General features: G+C 43.9%; 18 protein-coding genes and 2 pseudogenes. 14 read left to right on the top strand and 6 right to left on the bottom strand.

Annotated features, from left to right (window positions below):
- Positions 1-202: 202 nt before the first annotated feature.
- The 6 genes from QFZ81_RS23260 (at position 203) to QFZ81_RS23235 (ending at position 8,177) form a co-directional block, all read left to right on the top strand.
- Positions 203-682 (top strand): GNAT family N-acetyltransferase, encoded by a 480-nt coding sequence (locus tag QFZ81_RS23260; protein ID WP_307441073.1) that lies wholly within the window; start codon positions 203-205, stop codon positions 680-682.
- 1,289 nt (positions 683-1,971) lie between these two features.
- Entirely contained in the window at positions 1,972-2,844 is an 873-nt protein-coding gene (locus QFZ81_RS23255) for an NAD-dependent epimerase/dehydratase family protein (RefSeq protein WP_307604950.1), read from the top strand.
- 398 nt (positions 2,845-3,242) lie between these two features.
- The gene (locus tag QFZ81_RS23250; RefSeq protein WP_307441077.1) at positions 3,243-3,953 is read left to right on the top strand and encodes a YebC/PmpR family DNA-binding transcriptional regulator; all 711 of its coding nucleotides are present in this window, start codon (positions 3,243-3,245) and stop codon (positions 3,951-3,953) included.
- 326 nt (positions 3,954-4,279) lie between these two features.
- On the top strand, positions 4,280-5,863 hold the full coding sequence (locus QFZ81_RS23245; RefSeq protein ID WP_373462746.1) for a spore germination protein: 1,584 nt from the start codon (positions 4,280-4,282) through the stop codon (positions 5,861-5,863).
- Between the two features lie 21 nt (positions 5,864-5,884).
- Positions 5,885-6,985: a GerAB/ArcD/ProY family transporter gene (locus QFZ81_RS23240; protein WP_307441082.1), complete on the top strand. Its 1,101-nt coding sequence runs from the start codon at positions 5,885-5,887 to the stop codon at positions 6,983-6,985.
- The gene (locus tag QFZ81_RS23235) at positions 6,972-8,177 is read left to right on the top strand and encodes a Ger(x)C family spore germination protein (RefSeq protein ID WP_307604948.1); all 1,206 of its coding nucleotides are present in this window, start codon (positions 6,972-6,974) and stop codon (positions 8,175-8,177) included. The genes QFZ81_RS23240 and QFZ81_RS23235 overlap by 14 nt, the downstream gene beginning before the upstream one ends.
- Before the next feature lie 85 nt (positions 8,178-8,262).
- Here QFZ81_RS23235 and QFZ81_RS23230 read toward each other — a convergent pair whose 3' ends face one another.
- Both QFZ81_RS23230 and QFZ81_RS23225 read right to left on the bottom strand, forming a co-directional pair.
- A complete protein-coding gene (locus QFZ81_RS23230; protein WP_307441084.1) occupies positions 8,263-8,493 on the bottom strand; it encodes a cold-shock protein in 231 nt (76 codons plus the stop codon).
- Between the two features lie 72 nt (positions 8,494-8,565).
- A complete protein-coding gene (locus QFZ81_RS23225) occupies positions 8,566-8,766 on the bottom strand; it encodes a cold-shock protein (RefSeq protein WP_028553508.1) in 201 nt (66 codons plus the stop codon).
- Between the two features lie 387 nt (positions 8,767-9,153).
- On the opposite strand from QFZ81_RS23225, the gene QFZ81_RS23220 reads away from it, so the two are divergent.
- Positions 9,154-9,609 (top strand): CBS domain-containing protein, encoded by a 456-nt coding sequence (locus QFZ81_RS23220; RefSeq protein ID WP_373463787.1) that lies wholly within the window; start codon positions 9,154-9,156, stop codon positions 9,607-9,609.
- Positions 9,610-9,717: 108 nt separating this feature from the next.
- Here QFZ81_RS23220 and QFZ81_RS23215 read toward each other — a convergent pair whose 3' ends face one another.
- Complete coding sequence (locus QFZ81_RS23215) at positions 9,718-10,458, bottom strand: SDR family NAD(P)-dependent oxidoreductase (protein ID WP_307441088.1); 741 nt, start codon at positions 10,456-10,458, stop codon at positions 9,718-9,720.
- A 125-nt stretch (positions 10,459-10,583) separates the two neighbouring features.
- Between QFZ81_RS23215 and QFZ81_RS23210 the strand changes: the two genes are divergently transcribed.
- Both QFZ81_RS23210 and QFZ81_RS23205 read left to right on the top strand, forming a co-directional pair.
- Positions 10,584-11,477 carry a LysR family transcriptional regulator gene (locus tag QFZ81_RS23210; protein ID WP_307604944.1) on the top strand — a complete coding sequence of 298 codons (894 nt, stop codon included), beginning with the start codon at positions 10,584-10,586 and terminating at the stop codon, positions 11,475-11,477.
- Between the two features lie 75 nt (positions 11,478-11,552).
- Positions 11,553-11,810 (top strand): annotated as a pseudogene (locus QFZ81_RS23205) (helix-turn-helix transcriptional regulator); the annotation flags it as partial.
- A gap of 238 nt (positions 11,811-12,048) precedes the next feature.
- Here QFZ81_RS23205 and QFZ81_RS23200 read toward each other — a convergent pair.
- Positions 12,049-12,915 (bottom strand): AraC family transcriptional regulator, encoded by an 867-nt coding sequence (locus QFZ81_RS23200; RefSeq protein WP_307441092.1) that lies wholly within the window; start codon positions 12,913-12,915, stop codon positions 12,049-12,051.
- Between the two features lie 165 nt (positions 12,916-13,080).
- Here QFZ81_RS23200 and QFZ81_RS23195 point away from each other — a divergent pair, with 165 nt between their 5' ends.
- From QFZ81_RS23195 to QFZ81_RS23185, 3 genes are read left to right on the top strand one after another with little or no spacing between them, the layout of a single operon-like run.
- Complete coding sequence (locus tag QFZ81_RS23195) at positions 13,081-14,274, top strand: glycoside hydrolase family 88 protein (RefSeq protein ID WP_307604942.1); 1,194 nt, start codon at positions 13,081-13,083, stop codon at positions 14,272-14,274.
- Between the two features lie 36 nt (positions 14,275-14,310).
- On the top strand, positions 14,311-14,991 hold the full coding sequence (locus QFZ81_RS23190; RefSeq protein ID WP_307441095.1) for an RraA family protein: 681 nt from the start codon (positions 14,311-14,313) through the stop codon (positions 14,989-14,991).
- A 30-nt stretch (positions 14,992-15,021) separates the two neighbouring features.
- The gene (locus tag QFZ81_RS23185) at positions 15,022-17,079 is read left to right on the top strand and encodes a hypothetical protein (protein ID WP_307604940.1); all 2,058 of its coding nucleotides are present in this window, start codon (positions 15,022-15,024) and stop codon (positions 17,077-17,079) included.
- A gap of 46 nt (positions 17,080-17,125) precedes the next feature.
- Here the strand turns inward: QFZ81_RS23185 and QFZ81_RS23180 are convergent.
- Together QFZ81_RS23180 and QFZ81_RS23175 are read right to left on the bottom strand one after the other, a co-directional pair.
- A pseudogene (locus QFZ81_RS23180) lies at positions 17,126-17,851 on the bottom strand (AraC family transcriptional regulator).
- A 96-nt stretch (positions 17,852-17,947) separates the two neighbouring features.
- Positions 17,948-18,838 (bottom strand): AraC family transcriptional regulator, encoded by an 891-nt coding sequence (locus QFZ81_RS23175; RefSeq protein ID WP_307441098.1) that lies wholly within the window; start codon positions 18,836-18,838, stop codon positions 17,948-17,950.
- A gap of 116 nt (positions 18,839-18,954) precedes the next feature.
- Between QFZ81_RS23175 and QFZ81_RS23170 the strand changes: the two genes are divergently transcribed.
- Both QFZ81_RS23170 and QFZ81_RS23165 read left to right on the top strand, forming a co-directional pair.
- The gene (locus tag QFZ81_RS23170) at positions 18,955-22,320 is read left to right on the top strand and encodes a DUF5107 domain-containing protein (RefSeq protein WP_307604939.1); all 3,366 of its coding nucleotides are present in this window, start codon (positions 18,955-18,957) and stop codon (positions 22,318-22,320) included.
- 117 nt (positions 22,321-22,437) lie between these two features.
- Positions 22,438-23,376 (top strand): aldose epimerase family protein, encoded by a 939-nt coding sequence (locus QFZ81_RS23165; RefSeq protein WP_307604936.1) that lies wholly within the window; start codon positions 22,438-22,440, stop codon positions 23,374-23,376.
- Positions 23,377-23,393 lie beyond the last annotated feature (17 nt).

Here is a 23,393-nt window from a genome sequence, read left to right as displayed (position 1 = left end):
TCACTCCTTGGAAATAGATGGTAACCCATATATAATTATGAATAAACCTCGTTTCGTTGTAAACGGGTGGAATTTGATACGAATTGTCGAATCGAACTAATCCGGCAGCTTCGTTAAGCGATTGGGCAGAAATCGATAAAATAATTCGTTCTATTGATCGCACCATAATAGAATTTAGATTTAGTTACAAAGGGGTGATTCTATGGTAGTTGTAAGACTATTGGAACAGAAGGAATACGATTTTTTCATGGATATGCACTATGAGTCAATTTATATATTAGAGGATAAACCCTCCAAGTATGAACTTCTAAATGCACCTAATATCAAGAAATACAGTGAGGAATGGGGAAGAAAGGGAGATAAGGCTTTAGTTGCTCTCATTGACGATAAACCCATAGGAGCTGTTTGGTATAGATTATTTGACGAGACAAATAAAGGATATGGATACGTTGATAATAATACGCCTGAATTAGGCATTGCTCTATTACCTGATTTTAAACAAAAGGGAATAGGTACGATTCTTATGAAGGAAATCAATCAGCAAGCTAGAATCGATGGTTATAAATCACTTTCTTTAAGCGTTGATCCAGATAATCATATAGCGGTTCGGTTATACGAAAAACTCGGATTTGAGTATTTTGGTATGTCGGGAACTTCTTGGATTATGAAGATAACATTCTAAGACAATTGTTAATGTCGGCTCTATGAAGAGCCGTATGCATCCCTATTAATGCTGCCATGACTTCTACTCATGTAACACATACCAAGTGCCGTGAAGTCGGATGTACCCCGTTATGATCACTGGCTTCGGTCTGAACCACCTGATAATCCATTTCAAGGCTGCACAACCTTTCGTGTTAGCGCTATGCTTTCTAGACGGTCAATGGCCCAGTCTGTTAAGTGATGGGCTAAGCAAGCGTCCCAAGGGAATTGTTATGTTTAAAAAACTTATCTAAGCAAATAAAGTGATGCGACGGCTAATATTGGAACCACAAAGAGCATGATTACGAGTCGAATTGAAATTAAATCTTCGTGTGAGTACGTAGAAGTCACGACCTTTCTTGTCAGCTTAATATATGCATACAATATCAATTCAATTTAAGCCTTGTCGAACCCTTTGATGAAAAAACACTACTTTTGTCAGTTTTCTTTTTGGCAAAAAAAGAATCCACTCATAGGGGGCGTAGCATACAGATATTGAATCCGTTCATGAAGTCGTACAATGATTAAAAGCAAGAATAGATGGCATATATATTGGAATTAACATTCTTAAAAATCGGGAGAGCAGTTACTTTTATGAGCTCAGTCATTATTATAGAGGCGCAGACACTGCCGGACCTCTTGTTGCAATGGAAAACCGTTATAAAACGCTAGAGGAAGCAGCAAAAGGAGCGCTCCAAGCTGCAACGATGTGTTACCGAAGCACTGATGAAGGAGGGTCTTGGCTTAGAAACGATTCCTTTCTCCAATAAGAATCAACTCTATGATGAGCTTCACGATTGCGAAATTCCCCCATTACAAGCCGCTTATATTGCGGCTTTTTTGCATGGGATCAATTAAGGCAGCCTGCTCAGGGACGGACAGATTACTTCAAACTTGCTATTATATCGGATGGAAACATATCTGTTAGGTGTGTTGAGAAGCAGATTTGCGTTTATTACAAAGAAATTCACATATGAAACCGAAGGGCGAGGCAGCTACGAGATTATATCCCCGGCATTTTCAAAGGAATATGAGCTTTTCATTTGAGCAATCAAAGCGAATATTTGGATACTTACGAACTTGTGGCGGTGATTATGGGAATGCATGCGATTCAGAAAAGGCAGAGTGCTGCGGCAAACAACGCATCCTATTGAATGTTGACCAAAAATAGATGTTCATAATGATCAACCTAGTTATTTTATCCAATGGCAGGTGTATCTTTGAGGATGACGAATAGATAACCTAAATAATAAGTTAGGTGGTGAAATCATGAAAATTCTTGTTACCGGTGCTGCCGGCAATGGTGGTCAAGCTGTCTGCAGAGCATTAATTCAAGCCGGTTTTTCGGTTAGGATGGCAGACGTTATGCTTCCAAATGCGGACGATTTGAGAGAAATCGAATTCGTTAGGTGTGACACGAGATCCCCTGGTGATGTACGTACAGCGGTAAATGGAATGGATGCGGTTGTTCATCTAGCAGCATGGCATTGTGCGCATAATCCACCCGTAAGCGATGAAACGATTTTTGCTGTAAATGTGGATGGAACGTTCCATGTTCTGGAAGCATGCAGGCAAGCTGGGATTCAATCTATTGTATATGCTTCTTCAATGGCGTATGGATGGGGTTCGGTCTATGGCGTTAGTAAAGTTATTGGGGAAGATCTGTGTAAGACTTATCATGAAATGACCGGTGCTTCAATAGCCATGCTTCGTTACCATGAGTTCATACCTCGCCCGTACTTAGAGTTTGGGGCACGGTTGCTTCGTAATGGCGTGGATAGAAGGGACGTTGCTGAAGCTACAGTTGCCTCTGTCAAGGCTGTTTTGGAGAAAAGAGTAGGGCTTTTTCGTACAATTGTTCATACAAATCACGGCATGCCGATAGAAGTAATCCAAGACTTCAAAAAATATGGTCCAGAGTGGTGTGAGACACAGGTTTCTGGCGCAATTCATTTGCTAAAGAAATATGAGATCGAATTGCCTGAGCAAGTGGAACAACATGACCTTTCTGAGGCTGAAATGGCAATTGGTTGGAAACCTCGCTATGGCTTCCTAGAGTTTTTAAAAGACTTAAAAGCACGCGATGAAAAAGGGATCGATGTAACACACTTGAAGGTACCTTCTGAAATCCCGTCAATGTGAAATAGACAGATGGAGTTTCAATATGACCAAGAAAACGGAGTCGCGCGGTTGCGGGCTCCGTTTTCTAATTAATTGTGCATTATCACGATTGTGTATCTCCTGTAACAGAAGTTGGCATAGTCTGCAAATAATGGATCCACAGCAGTGTTCAAATCGCAGGTGTCTGGAGTCGTACTCGGACAAGTATTCAAATCCTCGATCGTATAATGAGGGGCTGTGGGAACTGCTGTTCCAAACACGGATCCCGTACCGTCCCACGCGTCCATGGTGATTAAGCTCATAAATGTTTTTGAACAACGAAAAACGTTAGTACGGGAATAATGATGCAATTTTTTTTCCATTTAGAATGAAAATCGGTTATTATGTTAATGAAATAATAATAGAAAGTGGGATCAATCGTGGGCCGTAAGTGGAATAATATTAAAGAGAAGAAAGCCTCTAAAGATGCAAATACTAGTCGAATTTACGCTAAGTTCGGCTTAGAAATTTATGTAGCAGCACGGAAGGGTGAACCGGACCCTGAAGCGAATCGTGCTTTGAAAGTTGTACTCGAACGGGCAAAAACCTATAATGTGCCGAAAGCAATTATTGATCGCGCCATCGATAAAGCAAAAGGCAGCTCAGATGAAATTTATGAGGAGCTTCGTTATGAGGGCTTCGGACCAAACGGTGCGATGGTCATAGTGGACGCACTGACGAATAACGTGAACCGTACTGCTTCTAGCGTACGTGCAGCATTTAGTAAAAATGGCGGTAATATGGGTGTAAACGGCTCAGTCGCTTACATGTTCGATGCCACTGCTGTCATCGGTATTGAAGACAAGAGCATCGATGACATCATGGAAATTTTGCTGGAAGCAGATGTAGACGTTCGAGACATTGTCGAAGAAGATGACATCGTAATGGTTTACGCAGATCCAGAGCAGTTCCATGCAGTTCAAGAATCATTCAAAAAGGCTGGAATTACGGAGTTTGCCATTGCTGAACTGACGATGTTAGCTCAAAACAACGTCACCTTATCGGAAGAAGGTCAAGCCCAATTCGATAAATTGATTGATGCTTTGGAAGATTTAGAGGATGTGCAGCAGGTGTATCATAACGTGGAATAACCAACAAGAAAATTAGTCTCATAAAACAACGGAAAAGCTGGTTCCAGTACGCAAAAGGAATCAGCTTTTTTCGTTGTTTTCTACTGTAGTTGACGAGAACTTGAATGAAAAATCTGGAAGAAGCACAAGATACAGTTGAATGATAAGTAGGATAAAAAATGGGTTGGGGACAAGAAGTCATTGACCTAAGAAAACGATTCCCGGAGAAATTATTCCAAAAAGACGGTGAGATCATCATCATGATGCAAAAGGTAATGGTTTATTTTTTTAAGCCGGATATATGGTTGGGAGCTTTTTTTTCTTTCGTTATCCCGTTCGGAATTTCAATGGTATTTCATTGGATACATGGTGTGGAAGGAAGTAAATCCCCTTGGTTGGGCTTCGTTCGGAGAAATAAGAAGAAAGAAAAACATATGGAACAGACAGTACCTCAACAGAATTTTCAGTTATCAGTCTGTCTGGAGGAAAATCTACGGGTAATGAGAGAAACCATCGGGCATAGTCCTGACGTCATTTTTCGCCAATTCAGTGTGAGTCTTATAAAATGGAAAGCCGCCGTTGTTTATGTTGATGGTTTAGTCGATAAAGTCGCTATAACCGAACAGGTGGTCAAGGCGTTGATGAAGGATCAAGAAGTACTCATGCAAACACCTGTCAGTGCGGAAGAGATGAAAACCAGAATTACGGATTGTGTGATTTCGGCTACAGAAGTGAAGGAAGTTCACAGCCTGAAAGATTGTATTCACGATGTACTTTCCGGAAATGTTGCCTTATTCGTGGAAGGTATGGCCGATGTCCTCATCATTGGATTATGCGGAGGGGAAGGCCGATCGATTGAAGAACCCCTTTCTGAGGCAGTTGTACGTGGGCCAAGGGATGGTTTTGTCGAGAACCTCCGCAGCAATACGGCGCTGCTTCGCCGACGCATCAAAGATCCCGGCTTCACAATGGTCAATTATACAATCGGACACCGATCAAGAACGGAAGTGTCCTTGATTTATATAAAAGGATTGACGAGTCCGGAATTGGTGGAAGAAGTAAAAGAAAGGGTGGAGAGGATCGATATTGATGGGGTTCTCGAGTCGGGGTATATTGAACAATGGATTGAAGATAATTACCTCTCCCCATTTCCACAGGTCCAAAATACGGAACGCCCTGATCGAGCAGTAAGTGCTTTAATGGAGGGACGTATTGTCCTTATGACAGACGGGACACCTTTTGCTTTGATTGTTCCTATTACATTTTTCATGATGTTGACTTCATCTGAGGATTACTATGAGCGATGGCTCCCGGCATCGTTGATCCGAATAATGCGGTATGGCGCTGCATTCCTCGCCTTGTTTCTTCCAGCTCTTTATATTGCATTAATCTCCTACAATCATGGACTCATTCCGACGAAGTTGGTCATCTCTATCGCCGCGGGAAGAGAAGGGGTTCCATTTCCGTCTATTGTGGAAGCGCTAATTATGGAAATTACCCTTGAAATCCTCCGAGAAGCCGGGCTCCGCCTACCGAAGCCCATTGGGCAAGCCGTTGGCATCGTCGGAGGTCTGGTGATCGGTCAAGCAGCTGTGCAAGCGGCAATCGTGAGTCCCATCATGGTTATTGTTGTTGCTTTGACCGCAATTTCTTCCTTTGCCTTTCCACAGTACGGTGCGGGGATTGCAATCCGGATACTGCGATTTGCGATGATGATGGCGGCTGCAGTATTGGGCCTTTACGGGATTATCCTGTTTTTTATCCTCATCACGGTCCATCTTGTGAAGCTAAAAAGCTTTGGGGTTGACTATTTGTCTCCATTAGCCCCCATTCGTCCAGGAGATTGGAAAGATCTCATCTTAAGAATGCCGCTCAAAATCATGAAGCAGCGCCCTAAAATGAACAAAACGCAAGATCGTACACGCCAATAATGAGGATAAGGGGCATACAGCGTGATCACAAACCATAAAGAGCAAATCACAACTACCCAGGCTTCCTTGATCGTATCGAAGAGCATGATCGGTACAGGAATTCTCATCTTGCCTCAGGGAATATCGAAGGAGGTAGGAACCCCCGACGGATGGATCTCCGTGATCGTGAGTGGGCTTCTCGCCCTATTGGCTGGATATATAATTGTCAAATTGAGTCAACGTTTTCCAAAGCAGACTTTTTACCAATACAGTCAAACGGTCGCTGGAAAACTATTGGGGAGAAGTGCGAGCATCGTACTTACCCTCTATTATATTGTCTGTTCAGGTTATTTGCTCCGCTTTATGGGTGAAGTGATTCGCATGTACTTATTGGATAATACCCCGTTAGAAGTGATTATAATTGTGTTTTTAAGTTTGGCGACCTATCTCACAGTGGGAGGTATAAATCCGATTGCTCGTCTGGCCGAACTGTTTCTTCCCGTTGTTGTTTTGCTACTATTGGTGTTTATTGTATTCAGCTTGGGGGATTTCGAACTAGACAATATTCGTCCGGTACTGGGCGATGGAATGCTGCCTGTATTGAAAGGTATCAAGCCTTCGATCTTTTCATTCAGCGGCTTCGAAATCATGCTGATTTTACCTGCCTTTATGATAGAACCCCGGAAGGCAGTGAAAGCTTCACTTATGGGTATTGCTTTGGTCATCCCCTTGTACACCTTGGTCGTAGTGATTGCTATCGCTACGTTAACGGTAGATGAAGTAAAGACAGTAACCTGGCCAATGATGTCCGTAGCCAAAAACATTGAGCTGCCGGGTGGATTCTTCGAACGGTTCGAATCTTTGTTCTCCGTCCTTTGGGTGATATCGATGTACTCAGCTTTTGTCATCTTTCAGTATGCAGCGTCCCTTGGGTGTAGTCAGTTTTTCCGGAAGGAGTATCGAACATTCATTTATGCGTGTCTGCCGGTTATTTATCTCATTGCAATGTTTCCTGCCGATTTGAATAGTGTATTTAAATTGGGTGATTTTGTTGGATACTCAGCTTTGTTCATTACTGCTATCATGCCCCCATGCTTCTTGATCATCGCCAAGCTAAGGAGGAAAGGCCTTGAGAGTCGTTAAGAGGAGCTGCATACATCTGGCCCTTCTTTTACTCGTCATTTCCATGACAGGTTGCTGGGATAGGAGAGAGATTGAAGACGTCGGAATTGTGCTTGGAATCGGATTTGATGAGCCGGATAAGAACATGACGGAACGAGAAAAGAACGGAAGTATCGATGGCAAAAAAGGAAAACGTCAAGCCATTTCCATGATTCATCAACTTGCCATTCCGAAACAATTTGCTGCTAAAGAAGCAGGGATATCGCAAAAAGATTATATCAATCTTATTAGCGAAGGAACTTCAGTTTTTGAAAACATACGTGAATTGTCTACGCGGGCAGAGCGTTCCCCCAGTTATGAGCACTTGAGGATCATTGTTATTAGTGAGACTGTCGCACGGAACATCGATTTAAATAATCTTATCAATTTCTTGTTGCGGAATACAGAAACGAGGCGGTCCATTCGTGTTCTGATATCTCAAGGAAAAGCCGAGGATGCTTTTGAAAAGCGCGGGATCGTTAGAAACCCAGCCTTGGTACTTAGGGAATTAGCGGATAATTACCAAAAAACCTTGAGCATGGTCAATGAATTCAAATTGGGTGATATGTCGGAAAAGATAACGGGGAAAATCAGTTTTATTGTTCCACGGGTAGATACCACTAAAAAAGAAGCGATAATTGCCGGGGCTGCCGTGATCAAAGGCAAGACGGCCAAGATGATCGGCTGGTTAGGCGAGAAGGAAATTGTAGGATTGAACCTGTTGAAGGGAGAAAAGAAAAGCTCGGGAATTATTTCAGGCTCGGATCCGAAGAGCGGAGAGACGATTGTCTATGAAATCCGAACAGTGAAAAGCAAAATTAAACCCCAAGTAAAAGGAGACAAGCTATCTTTTGTGGTTGAAATACATTCAGAAGGAAAACTGCGGGAAGATTGGGTTGATCCCGGAAATGCTTTTGAACCGGAATTTATAAAAAGAGCGGAACAGGCGACAGAGGTGTCCATTCAGGAAGCGGTCGAGAAGGTGCTTACCAAAACACAGAAGGATTTCGAGGTTGATGTAATAGGATTTGGAAAGAAACTTAGCATTGATTATCCCCAAATTTGGAAAAAGATGAAAGACGATTGGGATGATGAATTTAGCGGTGTGCGTGTAGAAGTTAAAGTTAAAGTGAAAATACAAGAATTTGGAACAAAGGGCACGAAGAAGGGGTAGCAGCAAGGCATCCTTGCAAGCGTAATGGGTTCCGTCTCTTTTTCGCGCTCCTCCAAATCAGTCAGCCATTTCAATATGGATCAGTCTACGAGATTTGTCTGCCTTTATTTAGGGACTTCATATCTATGTTGGAGTTGGCAAGCAGAGGAAGCATCTTCACGCTACTAATCATGGGAGAATGGCAAAGATGGCAAGTTGGAACGTACTCAAACGCAAAATTGTCCCGAATCCAACCCTTACATTCTTCTTTCTTGCAAGCCCAGATTTTAGTGTTTTCCTGAGGGAGATCCTCTAACGATTTTCTTCGAAAATACATAGTTAACTCCTCCTTAGATTAAAAAAAACTGCCCTTAACACTTGTTAAGGACAGTTTACTGTGTATTTCAATTTACAGTTTTACAACATTCTCGGCTTGAGGTCCGCGGTTGCCTTGAGCTACGTTGAATTCAACACGTTGACCTTCGTCTAGTGATTTAAAACCATCGCCTTGAATCGCGGAGAAATGTACGAATACGTCATTTCCGCCCTCTACTTCGATAAACCCAAAGCCTTTTTCTGCGTTAAACCATTTTACTGTTCCTGTTTCCATAATAAATTACCTCCAAATAGTTATTTAACATGTTTTTTTTAAACAAAAAAATCACACATTGAAAAAGGTACCATTACACAAATGATCACCTTTTCAATATGTGAATTTATGTTAAAGCAGTTTATAAGCTCATCTTATCACACAAAAGTCTGCAAAGCAAGTTAGCATGAATCCAATGAATCGCCCCTGTTTGTTTGAAGCCAGTTCTTTGGCCCCACTTTCTGTGATTTGAAGGGAATAGGCACGTCCATCTTGGGGATCTTGAATCCGGTATACATAGCCTTTTTGTTCCAGTTCGCATCACATAGTTGTATAATGCAAGTATATAGTTTCATCATACAACTTATTTGAACAGAAGGCAATTTCTCAACTGGAGGGGAAACCGTCATTAAGGCAAATGAAATCATGGTTCGTCAAGTCTACAAAGTAAAAGAAGGCGATACTGTACGCGACGTGATTGAAAAATTTATAAAGCACAGAATCAGTGGGCTTCCCGTTGTTAACGACCGGAATGAAGTGGTTGCTTACATTAGTGATGGGGATATTATGCGTTTTATCGGCAAGCATGAGGACCATGTCTTCGGTTCTTATTTCTACACGGCTATCATCAAGGGAGACAATGAAGAGTTCCACGAAAGAGTTCGTAGCTTGCTTCCTTTGAATGTGATGAAAATCGCCCGAAAGAAGGTATTTTCCGTAGATTCTGAAGAGGATATTGAGCAAATAGCTGCCATATTGGGTAAAAAACGAATTAAAAAACTGCCGGTTCTAAACCAAGGCGTTCTTGTCGGAATAATCAGCAGGGGGGATGTTATTCGGCATTCCTTCCAGTCTATTTTATAGGATTAAAAAGGAAAATATGTCAAAAAACGGATAAGTATTGACTGGTTACTAGTAGTTTTTCGAACAAGGAGCAAACTGACGTTGCAGCTGCTCCTTGTTTTTATTTGATTATAACGTTTGTCCACTATCCACTGTAATGATTTGACCTGTCATTGCTTCTTGTTCCAAGGCTGCACAGATAAATTTAGCAATATCCTCAGGTGTTGAAATGCGCTGCAGCAGAAGATTAGGAGCTAACCTCTTCATTTGTTCTTCCCTTCCAGCCCACCATCTTGTCGCGACGGCTCCAGGTACAACGCAGTTGACTCTAATATCCGGAGCTAAGGCGCGTGCTAACGATTTCGTAAGACCGTGAACTGCTGCTTTGGATACGGCGTATGGAAGAGAGGAGCCTAATCCTGTTTGTCCCGCTATACTGCCGAGATTGACTATCGCTCCTTGTTTATTCATTTTCATGAAAGGGGCAACAGCTCGCGCGCAAAAATACATTCCTTTGACATTAACATCATAAAGTTCGTCCCATACTTCTTCCGTTGCCGCTTCCAAATCATCAAGCGGGATATGTCGTGTAATGCTGGCATTATTCACAAGCAAATCAATCGTCCCGAATTGTTGCACCAATGTATCAACCATTTCCCTGACTTCCTTGTCTTGAGAAACATCGGCTTGCACGGCTATTGCGCGCCCACCTTTTGTAAGGATGATTTGTGCTGTTTCTTCCGCATCGGCTTTAGAGCGCGAATAGTTCACGGCGACGGTTGCCCCCCGCTCAGCAAGTGCAAGGCAAGTAGCCCTTCCGATCCCTGTTCCTCCGCCAGTAACAAGAGCAACTTTGTCTTTTAAATCCATAATTAGTCATCTCCTTTTGCTGCACCATGATATAAATGATTGTATATTGTCATTTTGAATTTGTATAATTGAATTAGTTGATCGATATGTTCAAAAAAATTGAACTTGAAGCTAGGGGTACTGACATGGATCTTAAAACATTAAAAACGTTTCAAATGATTGTAAAGTACGGTAGTTTTATCCGAGCAGCTGATGAAATGAATTATGTGCAATCTACCGTTACGATGCAAATTCAAAAGCTTGAATCCGACTTGGGCGTTCAGCTTATCGAACGCGGAAAAAAAATCCGGTTAACAGAAGCCGGGAGACTGTTTTACGAACAGAGTTTGCAAATTGTAAAGAATATAGAGCAATTACAAACGAACTTATCGGATTTGAAATTAGGCGAAAGGGGGAATATCCGTTTAGGGGTGACGGAGCCTACTGCCAGTTATCGATTACCTGGTATTTTAGAGAGGTTTTTATCACAATTCCCGAAAATTCGTATCTCTGTGGAATTCGCAAACACGCCAACATTGAGCGAGCGGCTCCTCAAAGGGGATATTGATTTGGCTCTCTGTTCGGCACCTGATCTGGGTTCCGATCTCTATTTTGAACCCTTATTTAAGGAAGAGTTTGTGGTCTTGATGCCGGAGAACCATCCTCTTGCCCAAAAATCGATTATTGCGCCGGATGATATTCGGGGACATCGTCTGCTCATCACGTCAGCAACCTGTCCGTACCGTAGAAAACTTGAGATGGTATTGCAGGAATCGGGGAACATTCCAATAGACACTATGGAAATTGGCAGTATGACAGCTTTGAAATATTATGTCGAAAGCGGACTAGGTATTGCCCTTGTGCCAAAGATTGTTTTGAAACCAGTTCCTATAGGAACTACGATTCGGCCTATGAGCGGCAGCCTTATAGAAATGACTTTCGGCATTCTCTCCAAGCCATCAGAATATCCGTTGAAAATGGCTAGCTCAAAGCTTTACCAATTTCTCAAGCATGAACTTCTTGAACAATTCCCCCATTGACTTTCCGCAAAATATATCAAAAATAAAATTACGAAATGATGTACAGTTGAGGTAACCCCATCCTATCATTTTCACCGAATCTTCCAAACTGTCACACGAAATACCGTCTCGGATTACATAAGGAGGCGGAGATTGACTCATGCGGCATACGATTTGTTTCATTCCGATCTTAGAATCGTAGAGATTGCCATCAAATATCAGTTTGAATCTCAGGAAGCCTTCACCCGTGCCTTTCAAAAAATGCTCTCCATCTCGCCGGGACGGTTCCGCAAGCAAACAAACATGAAAGACACGCTGTTTCGGACGATGGAGAAGAAAGCGAAGAAAGTATAAGTTTTTCGGTTCCCGAAAACCGTTTTATTATTAGGTCACTCATCTTTGAATGGCCTCGATAGAGGTTTTCTCAATGGTGGAGTTTTGCTGATGAGCCATGCCCAACCAGTCCCATATCTTAAACCTCTCACGTCCATTTCATGTCGATTCTCCTTTGAACAGATTTCTATTTACCTACCCACGCGTCTGAAATTGAGGAATCTGGGCGAGCCCTCCCGTTGCTAATTCGTCAATCATGCTAACGTAGTTTTTTTCTGTATTTCATCGGTGTCGTGCCTACGAGCTTTTTGAAAGCCTGGCAGAAATAAGGGAAATTGTTCATCCCCACCTCAATGCTGATCTGCTCAATCCCTTTGTTGCTTGTATTTAATAACAGACAGGCTTGTTTGATTCGCCTTGCGAGAATATATTCCATCAACGTAGAGCCGGTTTCTTGTTTAAAGATACGAGACACATAATATTTGGATATATGCATATGTTCCGCTAATTTATCGAGTGAAATTTCCTCCGAATAATGCCCCTCCAGCCAGTTCATAATCTTTTCTGAATAATGAAGCTGTCTTTGCGGATGTAATCCATTTTCAATTGGATCTCCAAACCCTTTTGCATAGAGAAATTGAAAAACCTGCAGCATGAGTAAGGCGAAATTTTGTTGTTTTGCATCGTGCTGATAGCTGGAAAACACCGTATGATGATGCTGAAATAATTGGTTGATAAAGCTCATGTTATCCATTTGTTGGAGTACCTGATCCTCGAGTTCGTTTTTCCACAAATGTTGAAAATAATCATTTAACTGTGGGAATGCAGCAAAATAATGCTCAAATATAGAGGGCTCCAAGGCGATAATTGTTCGTTCGTAAGGGGCATCTGGATGTACGTCAACTTGAATGTGATGCAGTTGATACGGCTGCAGGTAGAGGAAGGTGCCAGGCTGAATTAGGTATACTTTGCGATTGACTACAATCTGACCGGTGCCTTGAAGCACATATAAAAATTCCATACCTTGATGGCAATGGTAGAATCCTTTGTAATCCTCAGTCGTTATCTTGCGATAACTGAAGCGATAGGGGATTTTTTGTAATTCCACGTCTTCAAAGAATTTCATAATGTGCAGACCTCCTGAATGCTACGATGATTCGTTCAGAATAGTGTACCACGGTCTATTTAAACATGACAAGAAAACAACAATTCCATGCAATGGATTGTAACTTTGAAACCGACAGATTTAATATAATGAAGTCATTCTAAGGGCAGCAGGGGGACAAGACGAATGCGGATGGGCATTGGAGCAAAGCTAAACGAACTGGAGAATCCAAGTTTGTTTATCGATCGGACCTGGGAGTCTTCGTTATTCACAGGTGCAGTTGATCGGATTTCAACACGAATGAAAGCGAATAGGCAGCGTTTTAAAGGAAGCTTTCCTGGGGATGAAGCGACGAATGGGATATATGCAAAGTTTAAAGGTGCACAGAAAAACGCTTGGGGCGCTGGCTACTGGATTGGCATACATTGGCTTCTTTATCAGATGACCAGTGATGAGATATTTAAAGAGACCGCGTATCAGTATGTTGAGACATATACACAAACCTTAACCCATGAGCATTATGAGCTCACGCATTGTGTTGGCTGCGAAGCTGATCCTGCTTTAGTGTGGGGCTATAAGTTTACAGGGGATTCCTACTTCAAGAATCTCATCACTCATGCAGCTGATATTATGCTCGACCGCTTTGTTCCGACACCCGGAATCATGCATATGGCCGGAGCTATGGATGATGCCACACAAAATAAGCGTGTCATTGTAGACAGTTTAACGGTGATTCCTATCTTAAAAGTGGCAACGGATATAAGCGGGAATCCGGCCTATGCCGAAGCAGCTGTGCAGAATGGAGAAACGGTTCTTAGATATAATGTTTGCAATGATGGAGCTATCATTCAATTGGCGCAGTTTGATCCAATTCTAGGTCGTTATGCGGGTCATCTGCCTCATCAAGGGTTGAATTTGCAAAGCACGTGGAGCAGAGGTTCGGGATGGGCTGCATGGGGATTGCCGGATCTGTATCGTCTGACTGGCAGCCAAGAAGTCTTGTACGGTATCGAGCAAGTCGTCCGTTATTATGTCAATGCGTTACCCAATGACTTAGTGCCTTATTGGGATTTATTTTATCGGGAAGGCAGTCAAGAGCCAAGAGACAGCTCAGCTGCGGCTCTGGTTTCGGCAGGTATTCAAAAATTTCTCAAGCTTGCCCCTGATCATAAATCCACACAATTGTATAGTCGTATCAATGATGCCATCCTCGCTTCATTGATTCAAACATGCTGGGAGGAGAAAGACAACATTGAGGGCTTGCTGGCACATGTCTGTGCAAATCGTCCCAGAAACAGAACTTTAGATGACTACGCGTTATGGGGAGACTATTACTTTGTGGAAGCTTTGTATTACAAGCTTGGCGGAGAATTATATTAGAGCGTGTTTAACAATAGACGGAGGGGAATGATGATTATGGAACAAAGGAAATCTGCAGCATCCATAGCCAATCTGACATTTGACGAATTGGAACAAAGATTATATTCTGCTGTTATCGCGGACATTCTGGATGACGAGGGTTACCGCAATCAAACCTTTGGTGCGGGAATCCGATTGTTAGATACGAAAACCAAGGTAAGCGGTCGCGCCTTCACGGCTCAAGCGAAGAAAGTGACGACGATTCCAGACGAGCCTTATAAGCTGCAAATGGAAGCGATCGATGCGGTGTTGCCGGGAGAAGTGTTCATCGTTCAAACGGGTGCACCGGGAGAGGCTGCTTTCTGGGGGGAGCTAATCTCTACGGCATGCCGGGCAAGAGGGGGCAGAGGAGCCATCGTTGACGGGCTTAACAGAGATACGGAGAAAATTCGCGAGATGGGCTTTCCGCTCTGCTCAAGAGGGCAAGTGCCGACAGATTCCAAAGGTAGAGTGGATCTGATTTTCTATCAAAAAACGATTGAGATTGATCAAGTGAAGATTGAGCCTGGCGATTATTTATTTGCAGATGTTGATGGGATTGTGGTGGTTCCCAAGGATATCGAGGAACGTGTTATTCTTAAAGCTCTGGAAAAAGTAGCTGGAGAAAATCTAGTCCGCACGGCGCTGCAGAACGGAATGCTCTGCACGAAAGCTTTCAAAACCTTCGGTATTTTATAGTCTTATATAACGGAAAAGGGGGATATAGAAATGACCGAGGATTATGCGCTGAATGAAGCAGCTTATTTGGAGCTTTTGTGTAAGAACGATCCAACTGTACCTCTAGTTGATCACTTTAGTCTTTTATTGGAAGAGTCTGAGGCTGTTTGGGAACCGACAGGTATAGATGCTAGTCAGTATCTGGATCAAGCCGAAGATATTCTGAGGCAATTTGCCGTCTGTCAGAACCAGGATGGCGGGATCATAGATCCATATGCCGGCGCAGAGAAAGAGTTCGTGACGGCAAGTTATGTGAAAACCGGGGCGATTCTGCTGCAAGCGGGGCGCTGTGATGATTTGCGCGAGTCGATTCTACTTGCCATGGATTTGGCATGCCGCCAATTGGGGACGAATACAGTGCCGGACGCGCATGGAGATTTTGTCACGCATATGCTGATGTTGGCCTATCGGATTTTAAGCCCGGACACCCAAGGGAATAGAGTGGAAGCTTGGAAAAACCACTTGAGCGGATTCGATCCGGAATTGGTGTACTCACAAGTGGAGCGCAGGATGCCGCTCAAAAACATTCGGAATTGGGCAACTTACAGCATGCATGGTGAAATGATGCGATATAAGGAAGGGGTTTCTGCGGATAAGCGTTTTATCGATAAATATTTGCCGCCGCAAATGACGAGGTTTACGCCTGAAGGCTTATATCGTGATCCTAATGTAGCGGCAACTTATGATCTGGCGGCAAGGGATCAATTATCAGGTTTGCTGAAGGAAGGGTATACGAGCGAGTTCACGCCATTATTGGAGCTATTGCTGCACCGGGGCATGCGAACTATGCTTTTTATGCAGTCTTCCACAGGAGAAAGCAGCTGCGGGGGGCGCAGCAACCAATTTATTTGGAACGAGCTCACGTTTGCTCATTTGTGTGAACGCGAAGCGACCCGCTTATGGGCAAACAACGAAACGAAGTGGGCAGGCGTTTTCAAAAGGGCTGCACGGCGGGCATTTTCCGCTACGCTGCGGTGGAGAGCAGACTCGCTGATGCCGCGTCTCAATAAAAGCCGATTCCATCCAGAGAAACGGCACGGCATGGAATTCTATGCTTACTATGCAAACTACAGTCTCTATGCAGCACAAATTGCCGCATCCTGTTATCTTTCAGCAAACGACCTGATTCCAGAAGTGCCGACGCCTTCGGATATTGGCGGATATGTGATGAATCTTCCAGCCTTTAACCGCACTTATGCGACTACAGGATCTACAGGTGGGAATTATCATGTTATGCTGGATCATTACGCTCAAAGGGGGCACGATGCGACGGGGTTTGTAAGACTTCATCGGGCGCACATGCCAGGAGAGCTGGCTTTGTCCGTAGGGATTCCCGGTAAAGAGAGAAACGAATCGCTTGTGTATGTTCGTCCGCATTTAGCGATGCCTTCTCCAGAATGGCCGGTGTCTATTGGGGTGACTTGGCGCGATGGGTTTGGGGTTTGGCATTCGCTTGCGCAATCGGGCCGGAGTAAACAAGAAGTATTCTCTGAGCTTGGCCCGGATGGAAATCCATTAAAGCCTGAAATCTCGCCTTGGGATTTCCGTGTGGAAGCCAAGGATACGCAATCCGGCACCGTGGAATTTCAGGTTATTTACACCGCTAAGGATCCTGCTGCTTTGGACATTGAACCTGCAGATGATTTCGAACGGAGTGTCGTAAAGGACCGCAATCATACGATGGGCGTCGGGGGATGCCAAGAAATCCGCGAAACGTATCATATGCATGCGGGCGGGGTGGAGGTAGAATGGGAACTAATACCTGCCAGCGATGGCATATTGACGGCAATTGCAGCAGTTATTCCTTTTCTTGAAAGCAATGGTGTAGACGGGTCAGAAATCAGCGGAGACGCTGGGGAGCTGCGTCTTAACTACATAGGGTATACCTATATTATCAAACCGGAGGCAGCGGTAAAAGAAAATGAGGCTAAGCCCGTGTTGGAATTGTTCCCTAGCCTAATGCCGAACAGGAATGGATTATATGGACTTGCGCAATGGACTTATAAAGATCGCTTGCGCATCCGTTTCTCTTTACAGCTTGTGAAGTAGTTATTCTAATGGAAGGAGGGTTACAAAAGAACCCTCCTCCATATGTTTACTTTTTCAAAACCGGTATCCATATTTCACTTTTAAAAGTTGGTGAGGTTACATCTTTATTCTCATTCCAAAGGATTTCTGGACCTTCTATTGCTTCATAGTTTGAGGATGGAAACCATTCGGAATAAATACGTCCCCATAAATTTTTGCAGCGTATCAGGAAAGGGTCCGATTGCTTCGAATACAGCCCATGTTGAGTCAGAAACATCAAGCTGTGTTAGGTGATCTGGACACTCCTTCGTGGTTGCTACGCCAATATAGTGATCAAGCTCCCCTTGATAGGAACTCTTTTCTTAATTCCAACTATGCGAAATGCCTCTTTTTCTTCAATTCGATAGATCATTTCATTTCCTCCTTTGATGGATAACTGGAAGGTCATTGGCGGGTAGGCTTTAAGTGAATGGCCATTATTTCTGGCTTCTGACGGTGCGATACCATGCAAATTTTGAAAAGCTCTAGCAAAAGAATCTGGTGAGTTATACCCGTATTTCACTGCAACGTCAATGACCTTTATGCTGCTGCCTTTGAGTTCAAGCGCTGCAAGAGTAAGACGTCTGCGGCGGATGTATTCCGATAGCGAAATACCTGCAAGGAAGGAAAACATCCTTTTAAAATGGTATTCGGAGCAGTAAGCCCTTCTTGCTACTTCTATAAAATCAATATCGTTCGTAAGATTTTCCTCAATGTACTTTAAAGCACCATTCATGTTTTTAAGCAAATCCATTTATCTGACCTCCATTATCAAAAGAATAGCAGGAATTGCATGTATCCATCCGACATATCGTGCACAATTATGCAGGGTCTATTCTTAGGTACATCGTTACCCCTTTGGAATTTTGCGATAATCTGTTGGGGAAACCCCCATCATTTTCTTGAAAAGTCTGGAGAAGTAGTAGGCATCGGATATGCCGATCGCGTTTCCGATTTCCTTAATAGTGAGGGCGGTCAAGTCGAGCATTTGGCTCGCTTTTTGTATTTTGAGACGTAAAAAGTACTCCACTGGCGGAAATCCGGTCTCCTTCTTGAATAAAAAAATCAAATGCTGTTTGGATACCCCAGTATGCTTGGCTAAATCGGCGAGTGTAATGGAAACCTCCAAATGGTCGTTCATGTACCGGATGGCGTTTTCCATATAGCTCTCCCTTTTTTTGTCTTGCGTAGACCCCGCTGAACTCATTCCAATATCGCTCAAAAGCTCCCGAAAGACATTTGAAACATGAACTTGTATCGCCATGGAATACGCCTTGTTCGAAAGCAATTCATAGCAGTGTTCGAATTCCGCCAGAAACTTTGCGTTTATGCTATGCGGCAGATAGATGGGGCCCTCGTACAAATTGTACATTTTAATTAATGGAGCAGCATGATCGCCATGCAAATGAAACCAGTGAATACTCCAGGGTAAATGGGAAGATGCTCCATAACGGTGTGGTATTCCTGCAGGTATTACGGCTAAATGCCGCGCAGATAATTGCAGCGGTTTATGGTTTTCAAGCTCGATCCATCCTTCGCCATCTGTGCAATAGATAACAATATGGGCGTTGCAGCCGTCAGAACGTTCCCGATAATGGTACTGAGCTCGCGGAAATACGCCGATATCGCTTATATATAGATGCTTTGTCAATTCCGATTGCTCTAATTCTTTCAAAATATATTCGGGCATGACATGAAGTAATTCCTGTTGGAAGCCCTCAGGCTTCATAATCGTTTCCATAAATCTCACACCTCTTATTGAAATAAGAATATCATCCATCATAAACCGCATTTCGTCAATTGGCAGAACTGAATCCTAGAAGTAAATTAGAGATATAATCTAGCAGGAGGTCATCCATGAAGAATGAAAAGACAGATTCAATGGCTCAAGATAACGTTCAAGCGGTTCGAGTATGGGAAGAAGCAGTTGAAATTCCCACCTACGGAATCGGAGTGCCCAATCCAAATCCAATGTTCTTGGAAAAACGGGTGTATCAAGGCAGCTCCGGCCGCGTCTATCCGCATCCTGTCATTGATAAAATAGAAGACGAGAAAGTAATGAAAAGCTATCGACTGGTTATTCTTGAAAACGAATATGTTCGAATTGAAATGATGCCAGAGCTCGGAGGACGGATCTATCGCGCGCTGGACAAAACGAATCATTACGATTTCGTTTATTACAACAGAGTGATCAAGCCTGCGCTTGTTGGCCTCGCCGGACCGTGGATATCAGGAGGTATCGAGTTCAACTGGCCGCAGCATCACCGTCCCAACACATTCGGACCCGTAGAATATCGCTACACAGTGAACGAGGATGGCAGCGCAACGGCATGGGTGAGCGAAATTGATCGCATGTACGGCACGAAAGTAACCACAGGTTTCACGTTGTATCCAGGTAAAGCGTACTTGGAAATCTCGGCACAGCTTTACAACCGTACGCCAGAACCGCAAACCTTCCTGTGGTGGGCCAATCCGGCGGTTGCCGTAAACGAACATACGCAATCCGTATTTCCGCAGGACGTTACGGCCGTATTCGATCATGGCAAGCGGGATGTGTCCCGATTCCCAATTGCTACCGGCACGTACTACAAAATGGACTATTCCGCTGGCGTTGATATCTCGCGGTACAAGAACATTCCAGTTCCAACTTCTTACATGGCGTACAAATCCGATTACAACTTTGTCGGGGGTTATGATCACGGCGTACAGGCAGGGCTTTTGCACGTCGCTAACCACCACATTTCCCCGGGGAAAAAGCAGTGGACGTGGGGGAACGGCGAATTCGGGCAAGCATGGGATCGCAATCTGACCGACGAAGACGGCCCTTATATCGAATTGATGACCGGCGTATATACCGACAATCAACCGGATTTTACTTGGCTGCAGCCTTATGAAGAGAAATCATTTAAGCAGTACTTTATGCCGTACAAAAATATTGGAGTCGTCAAAAATGCGACTATCGATGCCGCAGTTAATCTTGAAGTCGACGAAGCAACCCGTGAAGCTGTTGTCCATGTTTATGCAACTTCGATTTTCCCGGATGCCGTCGTGGAGCTGAAAAGCCGTCAGCGCACCTATTTAAAGGAAAAGCTTGAATTATCACCAGTCTCAACCTATAAATCAGTGATTTTGCTTGATGAAGCAGATAAACCGTATGATTTGTTTGTGCAAGTTTGGGATCATAAAGGCAATTTGCTCGTATCCTATCGTCCAATCAAACCCTCGATTGAGGAGGCGCCAGATGCGGCCAAGCCGCTTCCAGAACCTCAGGAACTGATTTCGAACGAGCAGCTATATTTGGCCGGACTGCACCTGGAACAATACCGCCATGCAACGTTCGAGCCGGACGATTATTATTTGGAGGGGCTCAAGCGCGATCCGAACGATATCCGAATCAATGTCGTGTATGGAACACTGCTGCTCCGCCGCTGTTTGTTCCGCGAGGCCGAAGGACATTTCCGCACAGCGGTGAAGTCGCTTACGTGGCGCAACCCGAATCCATACGACAGCGAAGCCTACTATCAGTTGGGTGTATCTCTGAAAATGCAGAGTCGCCTGGATGAAGCGTTCGCCGCCTTCTATAAAGCAGTCTGGTCTGCAGCTTGGCAGGACAGCGGCTACTTTTCGCTCGCTCAGATCGCCTGCGAAAAAGGAAACTATGAAGAAGCGCTTGAATTGGCTGAGCGTTCGCTCATCCGCAACGCTCATAACTATAAGGCGCGCCATTTGAAAACAGTATTGCTGCGCAAATTAGGATTCAACGAGGACGCGCTCGCTTTTGCCCAAGAAACACTTAAGCTTGATATTGCCGATTTTGCAGCATATAACGAATGCTATCTAGTGAATTTAGCCCAAGGTGATCAAGAAAACGCCAATCGTGTGCTTGGAGAGTTAATACTGCTTATGCGCGGCGATGCTCATAATTACTTGAACCTCGTATCGGACTATGCCGGGAGTGGTTTATATGCCGAGGCGATTGAAGTGCTGAATCGAATCGTTCAGAAGGATAGTACGGATGCATATCCGCTACTGCACTACACACTTGGTTACTTGCATGAGAAAGCGGGCTACCCGGACGTCGCAGCGAAACATCGGCAACACGGAAATGCAGCGGCGCCGGATTACTGCTTCCCGAACAGTTGGTTCGACTTGCTTATTTTGGAAAGTGCCATTGCCTCCAATGACAATGATGATAAAGCGCATTACTATCTTGGTAACTTGCTGTATGACAAAAGACGCTACGAGGACGCAATCTGCCATTGGGAATCTTCCCAGGATATTCACGGCGATTTCGCAACCGTTCACCGTAATTTAGCACTGGCCTATTTCAATAAACGCGGCGACGCTCAGGCGGCGATTGTGTCATTGGAAACAGCGTTTGAATGCCAGCAGAGTGACGCGAGAGTATTTTATGAGCTTGATCAGCTTTACAAAAAGCTGGGTTACTCGCCGGAGAGTCGTTTTGAAAAACTTGAAATGCACATGGCTTTAGTCGTTCAGCGTGACGATCTCTATTTGGAATACGTTACACTGCTCAATTCTCAAGGTAAACACGAGCAGGCTGCAGAGGCTCTGGCTTCTCGGAAGTTTCATCCCTGGGAAGGCGGTGAGGGGAAGGTAACAGGCCAGTACATGTATTCACATGTAGAGTTGGCTAAGCGCGCATTAGATGAAGCTAAGTATGAGCAAGCGCTTGAACTTTTGCATAAAGCACTTCATCTTCCTGAAAACCTCGGTGAAGGAAAGCTTACCGGCGCGCAAGAAAACCAAATCTTTTACTATTTAGGCTGTGCTTTTGAAGGTCTGAACATGAAGGACAACGCGACAGCGTTTTTCGAGAAGGCGTCAATAGGTATGGAGGAGCCTGCCGGTGCGATGTACTACAACGATCAGCCGCCGGATATGATTTTTTATCAAGGCTTGGCATGGTTGAAGCTGCTAAATGAAAAAGAGGCTAAGCGCCGATTCAACAAGCTCATTGACTATTCCGAAAAGCATATTTTTGATCAAGTAAAATTCGATTATTTCGCAGTCTCGCTCCCGGATTTCCTTGTGTTCGAGGATGATCTTAACAAGCGCAACGAAATCCATTGCAATTATATGATGGCACTCGGCTTCATTGGAATCGGCAAGCTTGAACAAGCCAAATTGCAATTGGAAGAAGTGCTTCGTTTAGATAAAATTCATCAAGGGGCAAGTACTCACCTCCGTTTATGCGAGTAAAGCAATTGAAAGTAAGTGAGTCAAGTAATAAATAGGTACGAATTAAGCTGCCAATTCGAAAAATTGGCGCTTTTTCTATTTGCAGGGTTTTAAAAAAGATTGAAATGAGGGATAGACTTGGGAAGTTGGACACAAATCGAAAGTAAAGGCTATTTAACTTGGGTTGGGCAAACAAACAGCATCTCGTTAACCGTGATTCCGAGTCTCGGCAGTAAAGTGGCGTCGCTATTGAATCGAAAGACGAACCGGGAGTGGCTCTGGCGAAGCGGTAAACCGCTGGGAAACACTGGTTTTGGTTCATCCTTTGCTACTGGAGACGAGAGTGGATGGGATGAAATGTTTCCAAGCATTAACAAGTGTTTCTACCCGGAAAAACCATGGCAGAACCAGATGATTCCAGACCATGGGGAAGTATGGTCCACCGAATGGAGCAGTCAGTGTAGGGGAGATGAGCTACATTGCCGAGTGAATGGTGTTCATTTTCCGTATACGTTGGAGAAGGTGTATTCTTTTGCTGCTGAAGATACCTTGCGTATCGATTATAATTTGAAGAATCATTCCTTATCGCCATTTTCCTTTCTTTGGGCAGCACATCCTTTATTTCAAGTCCGAGAAGGTATGATATTGAATGTTCCGAACGACATGATAGAAATTGAGATCTCTTATTCTGAACGGCAACGTCTTGGCGTCTTTCAGGACAGGAAATCTTGGCCTCTCATTCAAACGGAAATCGGTCGTGTAGATCTTAGCATGATCGAACCAGCAGAGGGGAAATATGCGGAAAAATACTATTTTACAAATAAGGTTAAGCATGGCTGGGCACAACTTAGTGATCCTGCGACAGGCGAAGCGGTTACGCTCCGGTTTCCTCCGGAACAAGTGCCTTATCTAGCAATTTGGGCTAATTATGGTGGCTATGGCGGCCATTATCATTTTGCAATCGAGCCTGCGACAGGAAAGATGGATGATCTTGCTCATGCAATACGGCAAAACGAAGCAGCCATTGTCGAAGCTAACGGGGAGTACAGATGGTTTATAGAAGTATCCATAAATTAGTGCAAGAAAACAACAAT

Origin of the sequence: Paenibacillus sp. V4I9 (assembly GCF_030817295.1) — a bacterium.
GTDB lineage: Bacteria > Bacillota > Bacilli > Paenibacillales > NBRC-103111 > Paenibacillus_E.
Note: the sequence above shows the minus strand (reverse complement) of the source record. Positions and strands in the feature narration are given on the sequence as shown.

Coding starts and splice junctions, on each gene's coding strand:
- QFZ81_RS23260 (WP_307441073.1), top strand. CDS start 203: ATGGTAGTTGTAAGACTATTGGAACAGAAGGAATACGATTTTTTCATG.
- QFZ81_RS23255 (WP_307604950.1), top strand. CDS start 1,972: ATGAAAATTCTTGTTACCGGTGCTGCCGGCAATGGTGGTCAAGCTGTC.
- QFZ81_RS23245 (WP_373462746.1), top strand. CDS start 4,280: ATGGTATTTCATTGGATACATGGTGTGGAAGGAAGTAAATCCCCTTGG.
- QFZ81_RS23230 (WP_307441084.1), bottom strand. CDS start 8,493: ATGTATTTTCGAAGAAAATCGTTAGAGGATCTCCCTCAGGAAAACACT.
- QFZ81_RS23225 (WP_028553508.1), bottom strand. CDS start 8,766: ATGGAAACAGGAACAGTAAAATGGTTTAACGCAGAAAAAGGCTTTGGG.
- QFZ81_RS23215 (WP_307441088.1), bottom strand. CDS start 10,458: ATGGATTTAAAAGACAAAGTTGCTCTTGTTACTGGCGGAGGAACAGGG.
- QFZ81_RS23210 (WP_307604944.1), top strand. CDS start 10,584: ATGGATCTTAAAACATTAAAAACGTTTCAAATGATTGTAAAGTACGGT.
- QFZ81_RS23200 (WP_307441092.1), bottom strand. CDS start 12,915: ATGAAATTCTTTGAAGACGTGGAATTACAAAAAATCCCCTATCGCTTC.
- QFZ81_RS23195 (WP_307604942.1), top strand. CDS start 13,081: ATGCGGATGGGCATTGGAGCAAAGCTAAACGAACTGGAGAATCCAAGT.
- QFZ81_RS23190 (WP_307441095.1), top strand. CDS start 14,311: ATGGAACAAAGGAAATCTGCAGCATCCATAGCCAATCTGACATTTGAC.
- QFZ81_RS23185 (WP_307604940.1), top strand. CDS start 15,022: ATGACCGAGGATTATGCGCTGAATGAAGCAGCTTATTTGGAGCTTTTG.
- QFZ81_RS23175 (WP_307441098.1), bottom strand. CDS start 18,838: ATGGAAACGATTATGAAGCCTGAGGGCTTCCAACAGGAATTACTTCAT.
- QFZ81_RS23170 (WP_307604939.1), top strand. CDS start 18,955: ATGAAGAATGAAAAGACAGATTCAATGGCTCAAGATAACGTTCAAGCG.